The 19,742-nt window shown below is 53.1% G+C and carries 15 protein-coding genes and 2 pseudogenes; 7 read left to right on the top strand and 10 right to left on the bottom strand.

Annotated features, from left to right (window positions below; genetic code table 11):
* From B2310_RS11825 to B2310_RS11810, 4 genes and pseudogenes are all read left to right on the top strand, one after another.
* Positions 1 to 297: pseudogene (locus B2310_RS11825) on the top strand (ATPase); the annotation flags it as partial.
* 39 nt (positions 298 to 336) lie between these two features.
* The gene (locus B2310_RS11820) at positions 337 to 792 is read left to right on the top strand and encodes a V-type ATP synthase subunit K (protein ID WP_083535590.1); all 456 of its coding nucleotides are present in this window, start codon (positions 337 to 339) and stop codon (positions 790 to 792) included.
* 18 nt (positions 793 to 810) lie between these two features.
* On the top strand, positions 811 to 1,266 hold the full coding sequence (locus B2310_RS11815; protein WP_072799628.1) for a V-type ATP synthase subunit K: 456 nt from the start codon (positions 811 to 813) through the stop codon (positions 1,264 to 1,266).
* Positions 1,267 to 1,704: 438 nt separating this feature from the next.
* Positions 1,705 to 2,187, top strand: coding sequence for a hypothetical protein (locus tag B2310_RS11810; RefSeq protein WP_290731865.1), 483 nt, complete (start codon positions 1,705 to 1,707; stop codon positions 2,185 to 2,187).
* Between the two features lie 273 nt (positions 2,188 to 2,460).
* Here the strand turns inward: B2310_RS11810 and B2310_RS11805 are convergent, their stop codons facing one another.
* Both B2310_RS11805 and B2310_RS11800 read right to left on the bottom strand, forming a co-directional pair.
* Positions 2,461 to 3,081 (bottom strand): hypothetical protein, encoded by a 621-nt coding sequence (locus tag B2310_RS11805; protein ID WP_290731862.1) that lies wholly within the window; start codon positions 3,079 to 3,081, stop codon positions 2,461 to 2,463.
* 443 nt (positions 3,082 to 3,524) lie between these two features.
* Positions 3,525 to 5,615, bottom strand: a complete 2,091-nt coding sequence (locus tag B2310_RS11800; RefSeq protein WP_290731860.1) for an FISUMP domain-containing protein — start codon at positions 5,613 to 5,615, stop codon at positions 3,525 to 3,527.
* A 510-nt stretch (positions 5,616 to 6,125) separates the two neighbouring features.
* Between B2310_RS11800 and B2310_RS11795 the strand changes: the two genes are divergently transcribed.
* Positions 6,126 to 6,359: a hypothetical protein gene (locus tag B2310_RS11795; protein WP_290731857.1), complete on the top strand. Its 234-nt coding sequence runs from the start codon at positions 6,126 to 6,128 to the stop codon at positions 6,357 to 6,359.
* A 222-nt stretch (positions 6,360 to 6,581) separates the two neighbouring features.
* Here the strand turns inward: B2310_RS11795 and nifJ are convergent, their stop codons facing one another.
* The 7 genes and pseudogenes from nifJ to B2310_RS11765 all read right to left on the bottom strand — a co-directional run bounded on the left by nifJ (position 6,582) and on the right by B2310_RS11765 (position 14,942).
* Positions 6,582 to 10,151 (bottom strand): pyruvate:ferredoxin (flavodoxin) oxidoreductase, encoded by a 3,570-nt coding sequence (gene nifJ / locus B2310_RS11790; RefSeq protein ID WP_290731853.1) that lies wholly within the window; start codon positions 10,149 to 10,151, stop codon positions 6,582 to 6,584.
* A 187-nt stretch (positions 10,152 to 10,338) separates the two neighbouring features.
* A pseudogene (locus B2310_RS13370) lies at positions 10,339 to 10,527 on the bottom strand (adenine phosphoribosyltransferase); the annotation flags it as partial.
* A gap of 30 nt (positions 10,528 to 10,557) precedes the next feature.
* Positions 10,558 to 11,238, bottom strand: coding sequence for a MauE/DoxX family redox-associated membrane protein (locus B2310_RS11785; RefSeq protein ID WP_290731850.1), 681 nt, complete (start codon positions 11,236 to 11,238; stop codon positions 10,558 to 10,560).
* Complete coding sequence (locus B2310_RS11780) at positions 11,238 to 11,483, bottom strand: hypothetical protein (protein WP_290731846.1); 246 nt, start codon at positions 11,481 to 11,483, stop codon at positions 11,238 to 11,240. The genes B2310_RS11785 and B2310_RS11780 overlap by 1 nt, the downstream gene beginning before the upstream one ends.
* A 27-nt stretch (positions 11,484 to 11,510) precedes the next feature.
* Positions 11,511 to 13,481 (bottom strand): hypothetical protein, encoded by a 1,971-nt coding sequence (locus B2310_RS11775; protein ID WP_290731843.1) that lies wholly within the window; start codon positions 13,479 to 13,481, stop codon positions 11,511 to 11,513.
* Positions 13,482 to 13,527: 46 nt separating this feature from the next.
* Positions 13,528 to 14,394 (bottom strand): PHP domain-containing protein, encoded by an 867-nt coding sequence (locus tag B2310_RS11770; RefSeq protein ID WP_290731840.1) that lies wholly within the window; start codon positions 14,392 to 14,394, stop codon positions 13,528 to 13,530.
* A complete protein-coding gene (locus B2310_RS11765; RefSeq protein WP_173366262.1) occupies positions 14,391 to 14,942 on the bottom strand; it encodes a hypothetical protein in 552 nt (183 codons plus the stop codon). The genes B2310_RS11770 and B2310_RS11765 overlap by 4 nt, the downstream gene beginning before the upstream one ends.
* 41 nt (positions 14,943 to 14,983) lie before the next feature.
* Between B2310_RS11765 and B2310_RS11760 the strand changes: the two genes are divergently transcribed.
* Together B2310_RS11760 and mfd are read left to right on the top strand one after the other, a co-directional pair.
* Entirely contained in the window at positions 14,984 to 15,571 is a 588-nt protein-coding gene (locus B2310_RS11760; protein ID WP_290731837.1) for a ribonuclease H family protein, read from the top strand.
* A 12-nt stretch (positions 15,572 to 15,583) separates the two neighbouring features.
* Positions 15,584 to 18,973 carry a transcription-repair coupling factor gene (gene mfd / locus B2310_RS11755; protein ID WP_290731834.1) on the top strand — a complete coding sequence of 1,130 codons (3,390 nt, stop codon included), beginning with the start codon at positions 15,584 to 15,586 and terminating at the stop codon, positions 18,971 to 18,973.
* Here mfd and B2310_RS11750 read toward each other — a convergent pair.
* Positions 18,948 to 19,709 (bottom strand): TatD family hydrolase, encoded by a 762-nt coding sequence (locus B2310_RS11750; RefSeq protein ID WP_290731831.1) that lies wholly within the window; start codon positions 19,707 to 19,709, stop codon positions 18,948 to 18,950. The two genes, mfd and B2310_RS11750, sit on opposite strands and share 26 nt — an antisense overlap.
* Positions 19,710 to 19,742: the final 33 nt, after the last annotated feature.

Below are 19,742 nucleotides of genomic sequence, written 5' to 3'. Positions count from 1 at the left end.
GACGTGGTGAACAGCTTTACCGACGTGATCAGTTACATCCGTCTGTTTGCCGTGGGCATGTCCGGTGCGGCCATCGCCGAGGCGTTCAACGACATGCTCTCGCCGCTGTTCGGCTCCGCTGTCGGTATCGCCGGTGCGGCCTTCCTGCTGCTCTTTGTGCATGGCCTGAACATCGCGCTTGCGGTCATGGGCGTCGCCGTCCACGCCGTACGTCTGAATACACTCGAATTTTCAAATGGACTTGGCCTGGAATGGAGCGGATTCGCGTTCGCGCCCTTCGCCAAGCAGAAAAATTAAACCAAGGGATGATTCCCGCTACTTAATGAGGAAAAAACAATGGAACCGAATACAATGGTTACTCTCGCTAAAATGGGTGCTGCTGCCGCTCTCGGCATTTCGGCAATGGGCTCCGCCCTTGGTTGCGGAACGGCTGGTATGTCCGCCATCACCATGTGGAAGAAGGCTTATGCCCAGGGCAAGTCCGCCCTCTTCACACTCCTGGTGTTCGTGGGTGCCCCGATTTCCCAGACGATTTATGGCATGTTGCTCATGAACTTCATCCTGAGCAAGGCTGCTGAATCCGGCTTTACCAACTGGGGCGGCTGCCTCGGCGCCGGTATCTTCGGCGGTCTCGGCATGATGGCTTCTGCCTGGTACCAGGGCAAGTCCGCGGCCGTGGCTTGCGACGCCCTCGGTGAAACCGGCAAGGGCATGGTGAACTACCTGATGGTGCTCGGTATCGTGGAAACCGTGGCCCTGTTCGTTCTCGTGTTCTCCATGATGGTGCTTTAATCCAGCGAGGTAACACGTATGGATCAAGCTCAACTTTTAACGCTCGCGAAACTCGGCGCGGTGGCGGCCCTGGGCCTTGCCGCGGTGGGTTCTGCGCTGGGCTGCGGGACTGCCGGCATGGCGGCCATCGGGGCCTGGAAGAAGGCGTATCTCAAGGGTAAGAACGCGCTGTTTACGCTGCTCATCTTTGTGGGCGCACCCATTGCGCAGACAATCTACGGAATGCTCCTGATGATGTACATCCTGAACAAGTCCCAGGCGGCTCCGGCCAACTGGGCTGCATACCTGGGTGTCGGCATCTTCGGTGGCATCGGCATGATGGCCTCTGCCTGGTACGTAGGCAAGTCCGCTGCGGACGCCTGCAACGCCCTCGGCGAAACCGGCAAGGGCCTCGTGAACTACCTGATGGTGCTCGGCGTCGGTGAAACCGTCGCGCTGTTCGTCATGGTGTTCTCCATGATGCTCGTGTCGTAGGAATGGTGGCGGGGTAGTACCCCGCGTATGGTGTCATCCCCGCTATACGATACTTGGCAACTAGAATTGCGATGCAATTCGTTGCCATAGTAGAGTTATCCTCTTTGGGGAGAAGGCGGGGATCTCCTAAGAAAAGACGAGTGATGTCCAATCACCCGTCTTTTTTTGTACTTACCGAATTTTCCTATGATGTTGAAAACAACTTGAAAACAATGATCGTCCATGTTTCTGCACAAGGTGTTGAAACGACGATTGTCACAGAAATCTTAAAATTACGACATTCGAGAGACTTTCCTGACAAGTTGTTTGAATTTTAGTTTAATGTGAACCAAAAACACCCCGCCACTTTTTGAGTGACGGGGTGTTTTGTTTGTAAAGGGGAGTTCTTAATCAATCTTGGAGACAAGAATTTGAATTTTTTTCTATGATTAGAGGCGTATGAAGGCTAAAATTTTTCAAATTGTTGGGGCCTTGGCCGTAGTTCTTTTCCCTTTGGGACTCGCATTGCTTGGTATTGCGTCTAATGGCATATCGAAAGGGTATGTCTTTCAGGATAAATATGAAAAATTGTGGATTCCCTATAATCTGCATGTCGAAATGCAAGAAAACAGGTTGTCCCGTTTTGCCTTGATTAAGGATGTTGGCGGCAGGGTAATCCTTTATTACAAGAATGACTATCTAACCCCGCATTCGCATCTTTTTTCGGAGAAGGAATCCTTGTCGTCTGATTACAAGTTGGTAGGGAAGTTAGATACGCTAGATAAACGTGGAGTAAAGAAAATAAAGGTCTTGGCCGCAAGAAACTACTCAAGGGATTTTGGACGTGCTACGACTCGGTTTGCTGAATTCCATTACTATCCGGATTCCATTGACGAAGAAATTTGCAACAAGATAATTTTCTCGATAAAGAATGCCCCATAAACAAATAGTGTGATTTGAAAAACAAAACACCCCGTCACTCATCGTGACGGGGCGTTTTCACATTCGTCATTCTGACACCGAAGGTGGTATAGAATTGTTGCCAATTCATTGGCTTACAATTCTTAAGCTCTATGAGCTAAGAAACCAGGACTGGATCCTTCACCCCTGCGGGGGTTCAGGATGACTCCCAAAAAAAGGAAAGACGAAATCTTGTCTTGCGACAATCTTTCGTCTTTCGTCTATAGCCGCGACGCGGCGTTCTTTCGCCTAACCTTACAGGCTAATCAGACCTTCGGTATCCTTGGACATAGCGTCATAGAATGCGTAGCGGGCGTCGACTTCCTTCTGGAGGTCGTCGGCGAGCTTCTTGGCCACTTCCGGATTGCTACGGGTGAGCTGCTTGTAGCGGTTTTCGGTGTAGATGTATTCTGCGACCGGGATCGTCGGCTTCTTGGAGTCGAGGATAAGCGGGGCCTTTCCTTCGGCGGCGAGAGCCGGGTTGTAACGGAGCAGAGTCCAGTAACCGGAATCCACAGCCATCTTCTGGTGTTGAAGCTGGCTGTTGAGATCGAAACCGTGGTTGATGCAGGGGCAGTAGCAGATGATCAGAGACGGACCATTGTGAGCTTCTGCTTCCTGAAGGACCTTCAGGGCCTGAGCGTCGTTTGCACCGAGGGCGATACGGCCGACGTAAACGTTCTTGTAGCTCATGGCGATAAGGCCCAGGTCCTTCTTGCCGGCGCGCTTACCAGCGGCAGCGAAGAGGGCGACTGCGCCACGGTTCGTGGCCTTGGAAGCCTGTCCACCGGTGTTGGAGTACACTTCGGTATCGAGGACGCAGATGTTCACGTTTTCACCCGTGGCCCTATGATGACCGTTCGGCTTACGCCTCACTCTCGCCTCCGACGACTCGTTATGACGAGTCGCCTACGGCTCACAGCGTGGTCGAGACCACCGTAACCGATATCTCTTGGGCGTTCCCGCACATATATGTGCGGTCGGGCTATATTTTAGGGGCGGCCGCCATCGCTTCGCTTGCCACCCGCCGCCTAAAACCAAGCCCCGCTACGCGGGTCTTGTCCCCAAGGGGTCACTATCCCTAACGCGAATGCTTGTTAGTGCTTTTTTGTTCATTTGCCTATTGACTTTCAAATGAATTATTTGTATATTATAACAGAACTGGTCGAGAGACCCTGGTTCAACCTAACTCGGCGGGCAAACTGTTCGCCATTTTTTATAGACCGAAAATTTCCAGCCTAGTTGAGGGTTCTCAGTCTATACAAAGAAACCGACCCAATCGGATTGGTTAATCAGAGACTAATAGTCACAATTTCATTTTATTCGAAATCTTTTACACACCGAACGGAATTTCCTGCTTCCATTATATCATCGTAGCCAAATAAAGCACGATCTGTCGTTAACACCCATGAATAGGCTTTACCATACGCTGTATTATAATCGCACTCGTTAGCACTCCAGAAATGAGTCTCAGACCCTTGTTCTTCTAGACGGTTGCTATAGAATTGGAACCCAACAGGAATAACCGAAAAACCTGTAGCATCCGTTGATTTAGTCCACTTACCAAGAGCCTTCGCTTGTATAGAATAAACCGAGGAATTTACCGCAGCAAAGAAAGTCTTCCATTCGGTCGTATCAGGTATGTGCCATCCTTCGGGGCATATTCCGCGGACAGGATTTTTTTTCTTATCATCAGCTACTGCATCATGCCATGAATAATGGCGACCAAACGTTTTACAATCATTTGGATAATAACACCAATTTCTTTTTAACAAACTGTCTACATAGTTTAAATTTTCAGCCATCCAAATCTGATCACCTATTTTTACGGCTCGATATATTTGACCATCTCTAAAATCCTTAAAGTACATATAATCAGGATTTACCTCACCTTTAACCAAAACATTTACGTCAAATTGCAAATTTTTCGTGTTGACTTCCTTCGTGTCTTCCCATTTTTCATTTAGGCAAGTGAACCAAACATACTCATTTTTTTCAGACTCCTTGGTACATAGTCCTGCAACGAATTCTGGGTAAACAGATTCTCTAAATCTGCCTAATTTTTTATCACATACAAGTGTAGTAGCCTTACTTCCACTTCCGTATGTCTTGGCCCAACTAGATTCTGGATTTTCACAAATTTCCCGACTAATGGATTCGTATTTGTCTGGAAGCCGATACCGGCCTGTTTTTTTATCACAAACAATAATTGCATCCGACGAATCTTTGCTATTTAAAGTATAACCTGATTTTAGCATCCAGCTTGCATTAGGAGCATCACATTGTGCACCCAGTGGCTGGTATTTGGCAATAATGTGACTGCAAGAAAATAATTCAACACCAAGGATTTTTTTTATTTTTTTGTCTATAGATGGATACACTTTACAACTTCTTACCAAATAAGAAATTCCTAAATCACCTTGCAAAGAGTACTCTTTCTTTATTTCATCTATAATTTCTTTTTCATCTTCTTTTCCCACGTGTTTTGCAAGAAAAAGAAAGTCCTCCACCCATTTTTCATCCATCTGATACCACTGTTTTTTCAGCATTTCAGCTTTTGTATCTTCCATAACATTTTTCAACGGGAAAATTTTCTCCTTTCTTTTGATTTTCTTTTTTTCATCTCTCGTTGCAAGCCCTCTTTTACACTCATCTTCGGCTTTCTTTACAGCCTTTCTTAATTTGTCAATACAGACATCAATATTTTTCATTGTTCTGTCAAAGTAGCATGCGTCAAAAGGAAAACTATACCAACCCGTCGCATTCTTTTTCGCACCAATTATGACTTTCTGACTCTTTTCATATTCTTTAAGATTATTCAAACATTCTCCCTTAGGAATAGGTTTATGGACCATTGTGTCTCTTTCAATCATCCTATCATAACTAATCAATTTCTTTTTTTCAACTTGTCTAAAGATTTCCATACGTTTATCCAATTTTGATTCCCAAGCAAACCACTCACATTGCTCCATTGTTTCCGCATTCAAACATAAGCCCTTTTCTTCTTCAAACCATTTGCTGAACAATTCATAGGACGTGTCGTAAGATCTTTTTCGCCATTGTGTGCAAATTTCATTATCTATAGCTAGTTTCCCATTACACTTTGCTTCAGCATATTTAACATTAAATTCTGGTTCATAGAATACGTTTTCTCCATCCCCATTTACTATTGCGAGTGGGTTCTTTTGCAAGATTGAGGAATAAATGTTTTCTGCCTCTTTTACACTTAATGATGCCGGACAGTAAATATCTTTTACACCAACTTTTGCTACAAGATTTTTCGCCATCTTGTAATCGCCGTTGTCAATAGCGTTTTTTAGACCTGGGTGAATTTCACCAGCTACGGCAAACGATATCGCCAAAAGCATCATTAACAACGAAATCAAGCCTACATTCATTATTTTAGCCACAACAGCCTCCATCGGTTAAATTCCTTGGAGTTTCGCCTTGTTCAGCAAAGAACATCGCCAAAATTTGTATGGATACAAAAAAAGGCGTGAGTCGTTGCATTTACCACCTTGAGGCTCTAGACTAGCCTTTGTACGATAAACGCAAACGACCCACGCCCCAAACGGGCTGTTGTCAAAAATCAGCTTTCTAAGCCGACGCGACAAACCGAGATACACCGTAAAACGGCATACCTGCGTGAGCGTTCGCCTCGTCCTCGTACATTTTGAAACTGTCTAGATTTCAAGGTGAGAACAAGAGCTAAACTCTTTTTACTCTTTAAAAATAACATAAAAAACTTTAAATAGCTCCGTTACCACCGGAAATTTCTTCAAAAAAGAACTTTTTCTTCAAAAAAGAGCAATTTCTTAAATGTTTCAGTACCGCAATACCGATTGAACAGAGCCGTTGCTTGCATCTGCGACACGAAAAAAGTACATTTAGAGAAGAAAAGTCCTTGAAAGGAGTAGTTTATGTCCTTGGAACTTCTAGAACAAAAATTGCGAACGCTGCTTGAAGACAGTTTTGATGAAGTCGATGAATTCTTCGATTTCATTTTGTTCCGTTTTGAGAAAGAAAGTTCTCAAGACGATTTGAATGAAGAAACCAAGGCCGCCCTTCGCGAAGTGGAAGAGATGAAGGCTGCCCCGTCTAAGGGCAAATCCTATACGGATGTCGATACGATGATGCAGGAGCTGCTCGCGTAATACGGAACGCATTCGGACTTGTTCAAGAAGTAAAATCGCCAATAAATTAATAATAAAAAAGACGGGTGAAGAAAATCTTCACTCGTCTTTAATTTTGAAAGGAGATCCCCGGTCAAGCCGGGGATGACATCCTCAAAGGCCGTAAGGCCTCACTCATGCCTCAGAGCGAGCATCGCGAACGAGCTCATACCCCAAAGGCACGGAGTGCCGACCTCATACCTCTTACAGGCTGATCAACCCTTCGGTATCCTTGGACATGGCGTCGTAGAATGCGTAGCGGGCGTCAACTTCCTTCTGGAGGTCGTCGGCGAGCTTCTTGGCCACTTCCGGATTGCTACGGGTGAGCTGCTTGAATCGGTTTTCGGTGTAGATGTATTCTGCAACCGGGATCGTCGGCTTCTTGGAGTCGAGGATAAGCGGAGCCTTTCCTTCGGCGGCGAGAGCCGGGTTGTAGCGGAGCAGAGTCCAGTAACCGGAATCCACGGCCATCTTCTGGTGCTGAAGCTGGCTGTTGAGATCGAAACCGTGGTTGATGCAGGGGCAGTAGCAGATGATCAGAGACGGACCATTGTGTGCTTCTGCTTCCTGGAGAACCTTCAGGGCCTGGGCGTCGTTTGCGCCGAGGGCGATACGGCCCACGTAAACGTTCTTGTAGCTCATGGCGATAAGGCCGAGGTCCTTCTTGCCAGCGCGCTTACCAGCAGCGGCGAAGAGGGCGACTGCACCACGGTTCGTGGCCTTGGAAGCCTGTCCACCGGTGTTGGAGTACACTTCGGTATCGAGGACGCAGATGTTCACGTTTTCGCCAGTTGCCATCACGTGGTCGAGACCACCATAACCGATGTCGTATGCCCAACCGTCACCACCGAAGATCCACACGGACTTCTTCACGAGGTAGTCGGCGAATTCGTCGCGGAGGCTGACGGATGCTTCGTCGGTAGCACCGGCGAGGGCTGCCTTCAGGGCGGCGACGTTTTCACGCTGGGCCTTGATGCCGGCTTCGTCGTCCTGCTTCTGGGTCGTGAGCTTTTCCTTGAGTTCGGCAGGAACGTTCACGGCTTCGAGGAGGGAGAGAGCCTGCTTGGCATGCTTCGTGATAGCGAGGCGCATACCGAGACCGAATTCAGCGTTGTCTTCGAAGAGGGAGTTCGCCCAAGCGGGACCGCGACCTTCCTTGTTCTTTGCCCACGGAGTGGTCGGGAGGTTACCGCCGTAAATGGAGGAGCAACCCGTAGCGTTCGCGACAACCATGCGGTCGCCGAAGAGCTGAGAAACGAGACGCACGTAAGCGGTTTCGCCGCAGCCTGCGCAGCTTCCGGAGAATTCGAACAGCGGTTCCAGGAGCATGGCCTGCTTGACGAGGCTCTTGTTGACCTTGGTGCGGTCGAATTCCGGGAGATCGACGAAGAAGTCCCAGCACTTGCCTTCCTGAACCTTGATGGGTTCCTGCGGCACCATGTTGATGGCCTTCTTGGTCTCGTCGGTCTTGTCCTTACCGATACAGGCCTGCGTACAGACGCCGCAACCCGTACAGTCGTAGCTGGACACGGAAATGGCGAACACCGGCTTGTCGGAACCTTCGAGCTTGAAGCCCTTGGCCGGAGTGTACTTGAAGCCTTCCGGAGCGTTCTTCACGGCGGATTCGTCCACAACCTTCACGCGGATGGCTGCATGCGGGCAGACCATGGCGCACTTGCCGCACTGCACGCAAGCGTCCGGATTCCAACTCGGGATGTTGAGGGCGAGGTCGCGCTTTTCGTACTTGGTGGTACCGGTCGGGAACACGCCGTCGCAAGGCATCTTGGAAACGGGGAGGAGTTCGCCGTTGCCCTTGATGATTTCTGCGGTGACTTCGTTCACGAACTTCGGAGCGTTGCCGTGGATCGGAGCGCGGAATTCCTTGGTGCTGGTGACAGCAGACGGAACCTTGACTTCGAACAGGTTAGCAAGAGAGGCGTCGATAGCGTCCCAGTTCTTCTGGACCACTTCCTGACCCTTCTTGGCGTAAGTCTTTTCGGCGTACTTCTTGATGTACTTGATGGCGGTTTCGGCATCGAGCACGTTACCGAGCTTAGAGAAGAAGCAGGTCTGCATCACGGTGTTGATGCGGCGGCCCATGCCGGTCTTCGCGGCAACGGCGTAGGCGTCAATCACATAGACCTTGAGGTGCTTCTTAATGATTTCTTCCTGCACCGGACGCGGGAAGGTATCCCACACGGTGTCGGCGGAGTGCGGGGTATTCACGAGGAAGGTAGCGCCATCCTTCGCGTACTTCAGCATGTTCACGGATTCCAGGTGCGGAGTGTGGTGGCATGCCACGAAGTCGGCTTCGTTTTCGCCAATCAGGTACGGGGCGTCGATGATGCTCTTACCGAAGCGGAGGTGAGAGGTAGTCATGGAACCGGACTTCTTGGAGTCGTAAACGAAGTAGCCCTGGGCGTAGTTGTCGGTTTCGTTACCGATAATCTTGATGGAGTTCTTGTTGGCACCCACGGTACCGTCGGAACCCAGACCGAAGAACATAGCCTGGAAGAAGTCGCTTTCGAGCTTGAAGTTCGGGTCGATGGTGAGGCTCGTGTGGCAGACGTCGTCGTTGATACCGACGGTGAAGCGTGCCTTCGGGTCGGCCTTGGCGAGTTCGTCGTAGATGGCCTTGACCATGGCCGGGGTGAATTCCTTGGAAGAGAGACCGTAGCGGCCGCCGATCATCTTCGGCATGGCCATCTTGCCAGCCATCACGGCTTCGGAGATAGCGGTCAGGGCGTCCTGGAAGAGCGGTTCGCCAGCGGAACCCGGTTCCTTGCAGCGGTCGAGGACGGCAATCTTCTTGACGGTCTTCGGGAGGGCTGCAACCACGGCTTCCATCGGGAACGGGCGGTACAGGCGGATGTTCACGAGACCGACCTTTTCGCCCTTGGAATTGAGGTACTTGACGGTGTCACCGATGGTGCAGGTCGAAGAACCCATGGAAATGATCACGCGTTCGGCGTCGGGTGCACCGACGTAGTCCACGATGTGGTACTGACGGCCAGTGTAGCTAGCGACCTTGTCCATGTACTTCTGGACAATTTCCGGAACCTTGGCGTAGAACGGGTTCACCGTTTCGCGGCCCTGGAAGTAAACGTCCGGGTTCTGGGCGGTACCGCGCATGGTCGGGCGGTCCGGGGTGAGGCAGCGCTGCCGGCATGCCTTCACATACTTTTCGTCGATGACGTTACGGATAACGCCGTCTTCGAGAGCTTCGATCTTCATCACTTCGTGGGAGGTACGGAAACCGTCGAAGAAGTGCATAAACGGAACGCGGCTTTCGAGAGTGGATGCGTGGGCCACGAGAGCGAGGTCCTGGCATTCCTGCACGCAGCTGGAGGCGAGCATGGCAAAGCCGGTCTGGCGGCAGGCCATCACGTCGGAATGGTCACCGAAAATAGAAAGGCCCTGCATGGCAAGGGCACGGGCAGTCACATGGAAGACCGTGGGGGTCAGTTCGCCCGCAATCTTGTACATGTTCGGGATCATCAAGAGAAGACCCTGGGAAGCGGTGAAGGTCGTGGTCAAAGCACCGGCCTGGAGCGCTCCGTGAACGGTACCGGCAGCGCCACCTTCGGACTGCATTTCAAACACGCGGGGAACCTGTCCCCAAATATTCTTCTTGCCTGCAGCACTCCAGTTGTCGGCGTGCTCAGCCATAGGACTAGACGGTGTAATCGGGTAAATAGCCGCAACTTCGCTAACAGCAAATGCTACGCTAGCGGTGGCTTCGTTACCATCACACGCAATCATCTTTTTTGCCATGTGTGTCTCCAATTTTTAGGTTTTTTCGAAAAAATCTGATCATATACACCCCGGGCATGTGGTATCACACCCGTGGCGCAAAAATCCAGTGGAAAAAATATAAAGATTGGAGGGTAAAAAGGAAATTTTTTTTGAAAAAATTCCTAAATCGGAGTGTATTTTCGCTTTTACGTGTATTTGGCTAGCCTATGATGACGACCTTTTGCCCGGGCCTTACGGCATCCTTGTGGACTTCGATGCTCGCGCTCCCGTATTCCAGGTCATAGGAGACTCCGACAGTCTCGCGCGGGAGCTTCAGGCCGTCGGTATCGTTCAGGATGCCCGTGATGTCATGGAACAGGATTCCCGGTTTCGGAAAGTCCGGAACGGAAATGATATAGTCCTCGACTTTTTTTCGCGGCTTCTTTTACTTCTTGCGCCATATGCCGATAAGACTCTTGTTCTTGCGGGTGGCAAGCCAGAACGTGGGCCAGATGAGGATGAGGTCGCGGATGAGGCTAGTCCAGGCTTCGGCCTTGTCCTGGGCGCCTTCGAGTTCGAAGCAGCCGCAGGTGATGCCGAGGTCGTTCCACAGAGCCCAAGCGAGCGCGATGATGAAGCTCACGAACATCCAGAAGATGGCGAACGCTGATTCGCGGACGAACGGGGATAAGATCATCGCGAGCCCGAACCAGAGCTCGAATTGTGGATAAACTAGCGCAAAGAAGTTGTTGACGAAATCGAGGTGAAGGGCGGAGAAGAACTGGTATTGCGCGACGAGGGTCGCGAACTGGTGCGGATCCTGGATCTTGAAAATGGATGCGAAGATGAACATCCCGCCGATGCCTATGCGGCAAAGCGTTTCGAGCATGCGGATGGCGAAATCCTTCTGGAGCCTGTAGGCGGGAATCAGGAGCAGGCCGCATACGGCGCAGGCCCCGATTCCGAAGTGCATGTTGTAGCGGTAAGCCTTGGGCCAGATTTCGAGAAGCCATTCGTGGTCGGTGAAGGTGAGGAAGCTCTCGGGGAAACTGATTTCGGCGATGCCGAAAGCGATAAAGAATGTCGCGATGGCGAAGAGGACTGCGGATGCGATCGTACGTTTCATTACAGGACCTCCGCGGGCTTTTCCATCACGTCCTGGGAGCCAATCCAATCGATGGACTTGCCTTCGCCCACGCGGATGTTGTTCACGATGGCGAGGACGATGCAGAAGACGGCGATGCCGATGAGGACGACCCAGTTGAGTTTTTTCGCGTAGGCCTTGGCGGCACTGAAGGCAAGCGCAAACGGAATGCAGATTGCCGACACGCAGAGCATTAGGACGGAGGTGATGAATTCGAAAAACTTCATAGCGCTAATATACAAAAAAGGTGGATGTTAATTTCCGAAACTCCAGACAATGCCGTAGGCGAACCGCAACCCCTCGGGCGTGTAGCCGGAAGCGGGCATGTAGATGCTGTGGTTGAAGTTCTCGATGCGGCTGTAGAGCTCAAACGAAAGAATCTGCATGCGGGCTTCGAAATCGAGCGCGAGGTATTTTTCCATCGTTTCGAGTTCCGGGAGACCTTCCTCGTTGATGGTGCAGTCGTAATGCTTGCCGAACCACTGCCAGTCCACGCGGACGCTCACGCCGAGCCTGTCGCGGACGAACCGGTTTTGCCAGTGGATGGAACCCTTGTAGTAGAGCTCCTGGACGTCGAGAACGCGCTTGTCGCGGTCGAGGATTTGCCCTCGTTCCAGGTAAAATTTCCAGTTCCCGAGCCTGAACCCGACTTTGAACAGCCAGTCCAGCGTGGAAGCTTCGTCGAGGTTGGTCCACTGGAATGCGCTATTGACGCTTTCCATGCCTTCGCCAAGCACCCAGCGCTGCTTCATCAGGTTCTCTGCGCTTTCGTGGCGTAGACCGATGCCATAGAATACTTCGCGGGAATACCATCCGAGGGTAGCGGCCTGCCGGTTCCTCTTCTCGAATTTCAGGTCCTCGTTCGGGAACGAGAATCGTCCTGTTTCGTGAAGCTTGAGTTCCTTCATGTCGGGAAACTTGTTGTCGTGCCGCAACATCGCGTTGAGCTTCAGGTGGAAGGGCAGGTTGAAGGTGGCGTCGGCGGAGTAGGCGGGTGCGAAATCGACGTGGTCCATGAGCGAACTGTTGCGCTGCATGCCCGCCTGCACACGGAAGAATGCAAAACGGAGCGTGTCGGAGATTTCCCCGTATCCGATTTCTCGGTCCTGGTAGTAGGTCTTGGAAATCTCGAGGTCATCGCGCTTTTCGTCGGTATTCACGAATTCGTACTGGAAGCGGATGGCCGGATTGAGGAATGTCGCGTAGCGGATGGCCGCGTCGCCGAGCACGGTGTTGTAGGTGTAGCCGTGCCGGGTGTCGTAGTAGAGGCTGTCTTCGCTTTCGTTGCCGAGCGTATCCCTGACGGTCTTGGTTCCGAACGAAACCTGGGGGAGCGAATCTTCCTTGATTTCGTGCGACCCGTAATGGAAACTTGTTGAAAGCGTCAGTTTCTTGATGGGGGAAATCTCGATTCCTCCGCCGTAGGTGACGGCCCTCTCCTCGATGGTGTAGTAGGGCTTTTGGAAGGTGCGCTTGGTTAGGTCGAGCGAATCGAGCAGCACCTTGTAGCTTGTGTTGTCGGCGTTCTTGAGCGAGAGAAAATTCATCTTGAAGAATGCCTTGCCGAGCCCGAATTTCCATGTGAGGATGGGCTGGATATGCATCGTGTTGACGGCGATGTTGCGCCCGGTGAAGGGGATGCTCGAAGAGTCGCGTCCGAGAGCGAAATAGGGCGAACTCGTGACGTTCTGGTAGTCGTATTCCTTGGAATCCTTGTTCGAACGGCTTTGCAGGCCGAAGTCGAGCGTGATGGAATCGGTGACGAGCCTCCTGAAATCGAGATGCAGCGCGTTTCCGCCGAAGGCCCCGCGTTCCCAGGCGAGGTCGGTGACGGGGGTGTCGACGGGAATGCCGTGGCGTTCTTCGAAGAGGATTCCGTTTTCGCCGTTGAGCGAGAGCCGCGACGGGTCGAACCCGAGGCGTGTGGTGTAGATTCCCGAGAGCATGGCCGGGTAGCGTTTGCTCGTGCTTGCCATTCCCAGGGCGGTCGGGTCCAGTTCCGGAGCGCCGAGGATGGAGGTCCCGAGCAGCCATTCGGATTTCTGCCCCGAGACGTCGTAGAGCCGTTCCATGACTTCGGAATGGACGATGCCGAAGCGTCCGGCGTCGTTTTCGCGGACTTGTGCGTCGATGCGGTCGGGGACCGTTTTTATGGAATCCTGCCTTGAGGGGTGGGAATATTGCGTAGGCTGCAAGACCTGTGCGCTTGCAGTTGCGGCGAACATGGCAAGAAAGGAGAATACTATTGCGAGTGCGCGACAGGACTTCATTCTAGAACCATTCTGCGCGCGATTTTTCGCGACATTCCTTGAGCGCCTGCACGACAGTGTAGGGCATTTTCATGCAGCCGGGAGGGTAGGCGCCGCCTTCGGTATGGAAGTCGGAACCGCCGGTGCCCACGAGGCCGTAGCGGACCGCCATTTCTTTGTACTTGCGGCCGACGGCGCCCTTTTGCGCGGGACTGTAGACCTCGATTCCCTTGATTCCCCATTCCACCATGTTCTCGATGAATTCGTCGGAGAGTCCGGACTTGTAGGGGTGGGCAAGCACGGCGATGCCTCCCGCGTTTTCGATGAGGCGGATGGTCTGCTGCGGGTTGAGCCCCTTCTTTTCGACGAAGGCGACACATCCGTCTCCGAGGTACTTGGTGAAGGCTTCGGCGAAGTTGCCGATGTATTCTTCGTCCACCATCGACATGGCGATATGCGGGCGCCCGATGACTTTTCCCTTGCAGTAGGAATGGACCTTTTCGTAGGTGATGTCGATGCCGAGCGCGTTGAGTTTCTTGATAATCGCCTTTACGCGCGCAATGCGCTGTTTTGCGAAATCCTCGAGTTCCATGTTCAGGGCGAGGTTCGTCGGATCGCAGAAGTAGCCGAGGATGTGGATGTCCTTGCCCTGCCAAACGGCCGAAATCTCGATTCCCGGGATGATTTCGAGCCCGATGTCGTGGGCGGGCCCATCGGCTATCTTGTAGGAATCCAGGTTGTCGTGGTCCGTGATGGAGATGCAGCGAAGCCCCTTGCGCTTGCACAGGGCCAGGAGCTCCTCGACAGAGAGGGTCCCGTCGGAAAGGCGCGTGTGCAGATGCAGGTCTGCGTATCCGCCTTTTTCGGTGATGATCGTTCCCCGAATCACTTGGTGACTCCGTAGTACCGTGCGATAAGCTCGGCCTCGCTGGATTGTTCCGGGTGGAGGCTCAGGTTGAGGAACGGGTATAGGGATTCGCAGTTGAACCCGATGCGGCATGCGGCCCCGCTTGTCTTTGCGAGGTAGAGCCTGGGAAGGAATTCCTGCCCGAGGTAAATGCAGACCGTGGGGGCAAATTCGTGAATTTTCTGGAAAATCTCGTCGAAAACGCGTTCGCCGTAGCGGCATTCCGTGTCGCTGTAGTAGATGGCGTGAGAACGTTTGGCCGATATGAGCGCATGGAGCGATTCATGGGCAACGAACAGAACGTTTTCGAACCATGCCTGCGGCATCTTGTGCAGGAATGCAGCGGAACTTTCCATATCGCGTGGCAGGAACACGAGCGTCTTGGGGTGATCCTTGAGCGCATCGGGAAAGTTGAACGCCTGAGAGTCGTCGCCCGCTTTTTTCAGGAACCACTTGAACAGCGAATCCCTGCTCGAGAACCGTTTGAAGAAAAAGCGAAACTGGTCTACAAAATATGGCGATGGCTTCAAGTTAACTCCAATTTTTCGTCAAAATATATAAATTTGTGCCCATGCCGAAACAGAAATTCTATGCAATCAAGCGCCCAGACGGGGGACAAATCGTCGATACGTGGGATGCGTGCGAAAAAATAGTCCGTGGAGAGAAGGGGCTCAAGTACAAGTCTTTCTCTTCGCGTCCCGAAGCTCAGGCCTGGATAGATGGCGTCGAAGCGGAGGAACCCATGGGCCTCAGAATCTATGTCGACGGCTCCTTTATGCCGGGCTGTGACAAGGCGGGCTGGGCCTTTGTTGTTGTAGAAGACGGGAACGAAATTGCCCGCGGCTCGGGGCATACGGCCTTTGCGGCCGAAAGCCGGAATATCGATGGCGAATGTATGGCGTCTTACCAGGCGATGCGCTGGCTGGACTTGAACGACAAGTATGCAACATTGTGCCATGACTACGAGGGAATCGCCCGATGGGCGAGGGGGGAGTGGAAGGCGAAAAGCAGTATCGCCCAGCAATACGTGAAAGCCGTGCAACCCTTCCTTTTCCGCGTGAAGTTCGAGAAAGTGGCTGCGCATACGGGCGTCAAGTGGAATGAACTTGTAGATAAACTAGCGAAAGAAGCAGTCGAAAAGTTGAAAAAGCAGGGCTAGGGCCAGCGCAGTATGACTTTCCAGGAATTTATTCAAGATTCTCGAATCCCGTCGCTTTCGCTTTTTGCGGATGCGGGTAAAGAGGCGCTCCATGTTTGTGGCGCGACGGTGCCGATCGCTTCCATGATGGTGGCGAAGCGCTTTTTCGATAATCCGGGACCGGTTCTGGTTGTCGCGCGCGATTTCAAGAGCGCCGAATCGTGGATGGAAAACCTCCGCACGCTTGTAGGCGATGAATTTGTACGTTTTTTCCCGTCCATCGGCCTCAAGCCTTACGAGCAGAAGGAACCCTTCGAGGGGGTTCTCGAAGAACGCCTCCGCTTTTTCAGGGATGCTGGCAATCCACAGAAGCCCATAGTCGCCGTGTGCCCGCTCGATGCGCTCTTGGCGAAGCTTCCGGCTCCCGGAGGCCTTGCGCACGGCATGCGCACGCTCAAGACGGGCGATGTCCTTGAACCTTCGTCGCTGCGCCCGTGGTTCTTGGACCATGGGTTTACGGAGCAGCCGGTCGTGAGTTCGGTTGGGGAATTCTCCATCCGCGGCTGCATCGTGGACGTGAACTGCTTCTTGTACCCGCATCCGATTCGAATTGAGTTTTTTGGCGATGAAATTGAATCCATTCGCAGTTTCGACATCTTTACCCAGCGTTCTGTGGAGAATATGGACCGTGTGTCGCTCTACCCGATGGGAGAATGGACCCTGGGAGAATCGGAATTGCTCAAGCTCGGCAACGAGCGTGCGGGGCTCTGGTGGAAACGTTCCCTTTACGAGAAGCTTGATTCCAGCCTGCTCGACTATCTTCCGGGCGCATCCCTTGTTTTCGAGAATCTTTCGGCGCTTTCGGAGTCGGCTTCGCGCCTTGTCCAGAACTATGGGGACGCGTTCGAGGATTTGCGCACTTCGGTTGTCGACACGGTTCCTCCGAATGCGATATGGTGGAAGTTCGGTGAACTTTCCATGCGCTTTCCGGGACATGCCTCGCTCGATATAACTCAAGCCGAAACGGATGCTTCGAACTGGTTCAAGGTCGAATCCCGCCCGCAGGATTTTGCAAGTGCAGGGACGGAAGAAGTTGCAAGGAAGATTGAGGATTTTTGCGCGGGCGGCGGCGAAGTATATGTGATTGCCCCGACACCAGGTGCGCTTTCCCGGTTGAAGCATGTTTTTGAAGGCTTGCCGATAGAAGATTATTTTGTCGGTAACCTGACGGAGGGATTCTGGCTCGATACGGACAAGGTGGCCTTCCTGACGGAAACCCGCATTTTCAACCGCCATGCAACAAAGTCGCGCAAGCGCCAGATTTCGGGCTCCGTGACGGCTGCCCTGATGGTCGAATCTTTGAACCGCGGGGACTTGGTTGCCCACGAGGACCACGGTGTCGGCCGCTACCTCGGACTTGTGCGCGTAGAAGTGAACGGGGGCCTTGTCGACTGCGCCCTCCTGGAATACGACGGCGGGGACCGTCTCAAGTTCCCTGTTTCGGACTTGCAGAAAATCGAGCGGCTGGACCCGCGCGAGGGCGAAATCCCTAAGCTCGACCGTCTGGGAAGCAAACACTGGGAAACGCTCAAGAAGCGTGTGAAGGAGAAGGTCGTCAAGATAGCGCGCGACCTCGTGGAACTCTATGCAAAGCGTGAACTCGTGCCCGGGTTCCATTTTCCGCAGGACGGCCAGCTGCAGCGCGAATTCGAGGACGCGTTTGAATATGACCCGACGCCGGACCAGGTGAAGGCTACGGCCGAAATCAAGCGCGACATGGAAGACGGGAAGCCCATGGACCGCCTTGTGTGTGGTGATGTGGGCTTCGGAAAGACCGAAGTTGCCATGCGTGCTGTTTTCAAGTGCATCTCGGCAAAGAAACAGGCGGCGATTCTTGTCCCGACGACAATCCTTGCCGCCCAGCACTACGAGAATTTCAAGGACCGTTTTGCCGCGTTCCCGGTGAACATCGCCCTTGTGAATCGATACAAGACCGCGAAGGAGAAAAAGGAAATCTTCAAGCAGATTTCCGAAGGGAAAATCGACATTGTCGTGGGGACGCATGCGCTCCTGAGCGATAAGAACCAGTTCAAGGACCTTGGCCTGCTCGTGATAGACGAGGAACAGAAGTTCGGCGTGAAGCAGAAGGAAAAGCTGCGTGAAATGCGCATGTCGGTGGATACGCTCAGCATGAGTGCGACCCCGATTCCGCGGTCGTTACATTTGAGCATGACGGGCGTGCGCGACATTTCGCTTATCAACACGCCGCCGATGAACCGTTTGCCCGTAGAGACCAAGCTCATGAAGCGCGACGATGTGGTGCTTGCCGCCGCCGTACGTGACGAGCTTGCGCGGGGCGGCCAGGTATTCGTTGTCAATGACCGCGTGCAGAATATCAATGCCCTTGCCGAGGAAGTGGAATCCTGGGTGCCGGAAGCCCGCGTGGCGGTGGCCCACGGGCAGATGAACGACCGCGACCTGGAACGCGTGATGGAGAGCTTCCTTTCGCGCGAGTTCGATATCCTCGTGAGTACGAGTATCATCGAGTCCGGGCTCGATGTGCCGAACGCCAATACGATTATCATCATGAACGCGCACCATTTCGGCATCAGCCAGCTTTACCAGATGCGTGGCCGCGTCGGCCGAAGCGACGTGCTTGCGAAGGCATTCCTTGTGACGCCCGTGCGCGGGGAAGTCTCGCCCGAATCCATGCGCCGCCTCAAGGCCCTGGAACAGTTCAGCGACCTCGGAAGCGGATACCAGCTTGCGATGCGCGACCTCGAAATCCGTGGCGCAGGGAACTTGCTTGGCGAGGAACAGCATGGATTTATTGCCGAAGTCGGTTTCGAAACTTACGTGCGCTTGGTGCGCGAGGCGGTGCAGCAACTCCGGGGCGGAACGACGGAAAAGCCCGTGCAGCCGCGTGTGGAAATCGGTGTGGATGCCTACCTTCCCGAGGACTACATCCAGGACGGTCTTACGCGAATCGGAATGTACCAGCGTATTGCGCGCATTTCGAGTTCCCAGGAAGTCGAGAACATCCGGCAGGAACTGGCGGACCGCTTCGGCGAGTTGCCGGTGCCAGCGAAGATGCTTTTGCTTGTCACCAAGATCGGGCTCCTTGCCGGTCGCCTCCGCATTCAGGGATTGCAGCAGCGCAAGGGAATCCTGGTGGCGACATTCGTGGAGTTCCCGCCCATCGAGACGCGTGTGCTTGGCGAAATTGCCGGGAAGAGCACGTGTCCCATGCGCTACGTGGGAACTTCGCCCTTGCAGGCGGTATTTGAACTTGGAGCTGCGCCCGCGGAGAAAATGGCCGATAAAATCGCGGAGCTCTTCCGTAATTTTTCTGACATCACGCTGACGCCCGCGAAGGCGGAACCCGTTAATCCGCTGTTTAGGGACACGAATATCCTGAACTAAGCGTTTCCTCGAGCATTACGGCGACTTCTTGCGGCGTGACATCGTCTTTTGGCCCGCGCGTGGCGACAAGCGTTTCGATAAACGTTTCGTCGGCGTCCGTCTCGAAAAGGAGATGCTCCCGCGGTATAAGCGCGAGGGCTTCCCGCGTCGCCTTCTTGCGGAGTGTATCCGCGTGGATGGAGAATAACGCGCCCAGCGAAAGTCCCGCTTTCACGATGCCCGCATCGCCTCCGAACCTGTGGAATATGGGGCGTGGCCGTTTAATGCCAAACCCTGCTTCGCGCAAGATTTTGATGATGCGCCCGTAGTCGCCCACGCAATGGATTTGCAGGTCGCGTCCGAGTTCAAAAGCCATTTCCGCCTGCCTGCGAAAGACATCCTCTTGCGCTCCGCCCGGTTCATAGCCCGCATAGCGCTTGTCGAGTCCCGCTTCTCCGACTTGTGCGTTCGGATCGCACTCCAGCAGCCGGCGCAGTTCCGCGAGTGTTTTTTCGAAATTTGCGTTCGCGGCTTCTGCAAATTCGGATGCAATCATCGGGTGGATCCCGTAGGCGCGTCCGCATCCATCGAGCCAACCGGCTCCGGAGGCTTCGGCCCATATCCTGTCGAGGGCCTCCCATTCCCACGGCTCGCATGCCACGGCGGTGTACCGGTAGCCGCGTCTGTGCAGTTCTGCGGCCAATTTCAGGGGCTGCGGGAGCCTCGCCAGGTGCAAATGTGAGTCAAAAATCGGCATTTTCCCAATAAAATACGAAATTTTGAAAAAAGT

This window comes from Fibrobacter sp. UBA3629 (assembly GCF_002374005.1).
Taxonomy (GTDB): domain Bacteria; phylum Fibrobacterota; class Fibrobacteria; order Fibrobacterales; family Fibrobacteraceae; genus Fibrobacter.
The sequence above is the reverse complement of the archived record's forward strand: the minus strand, read 5'-3'. Positions and strand labels throughout refer to the sequence as shown.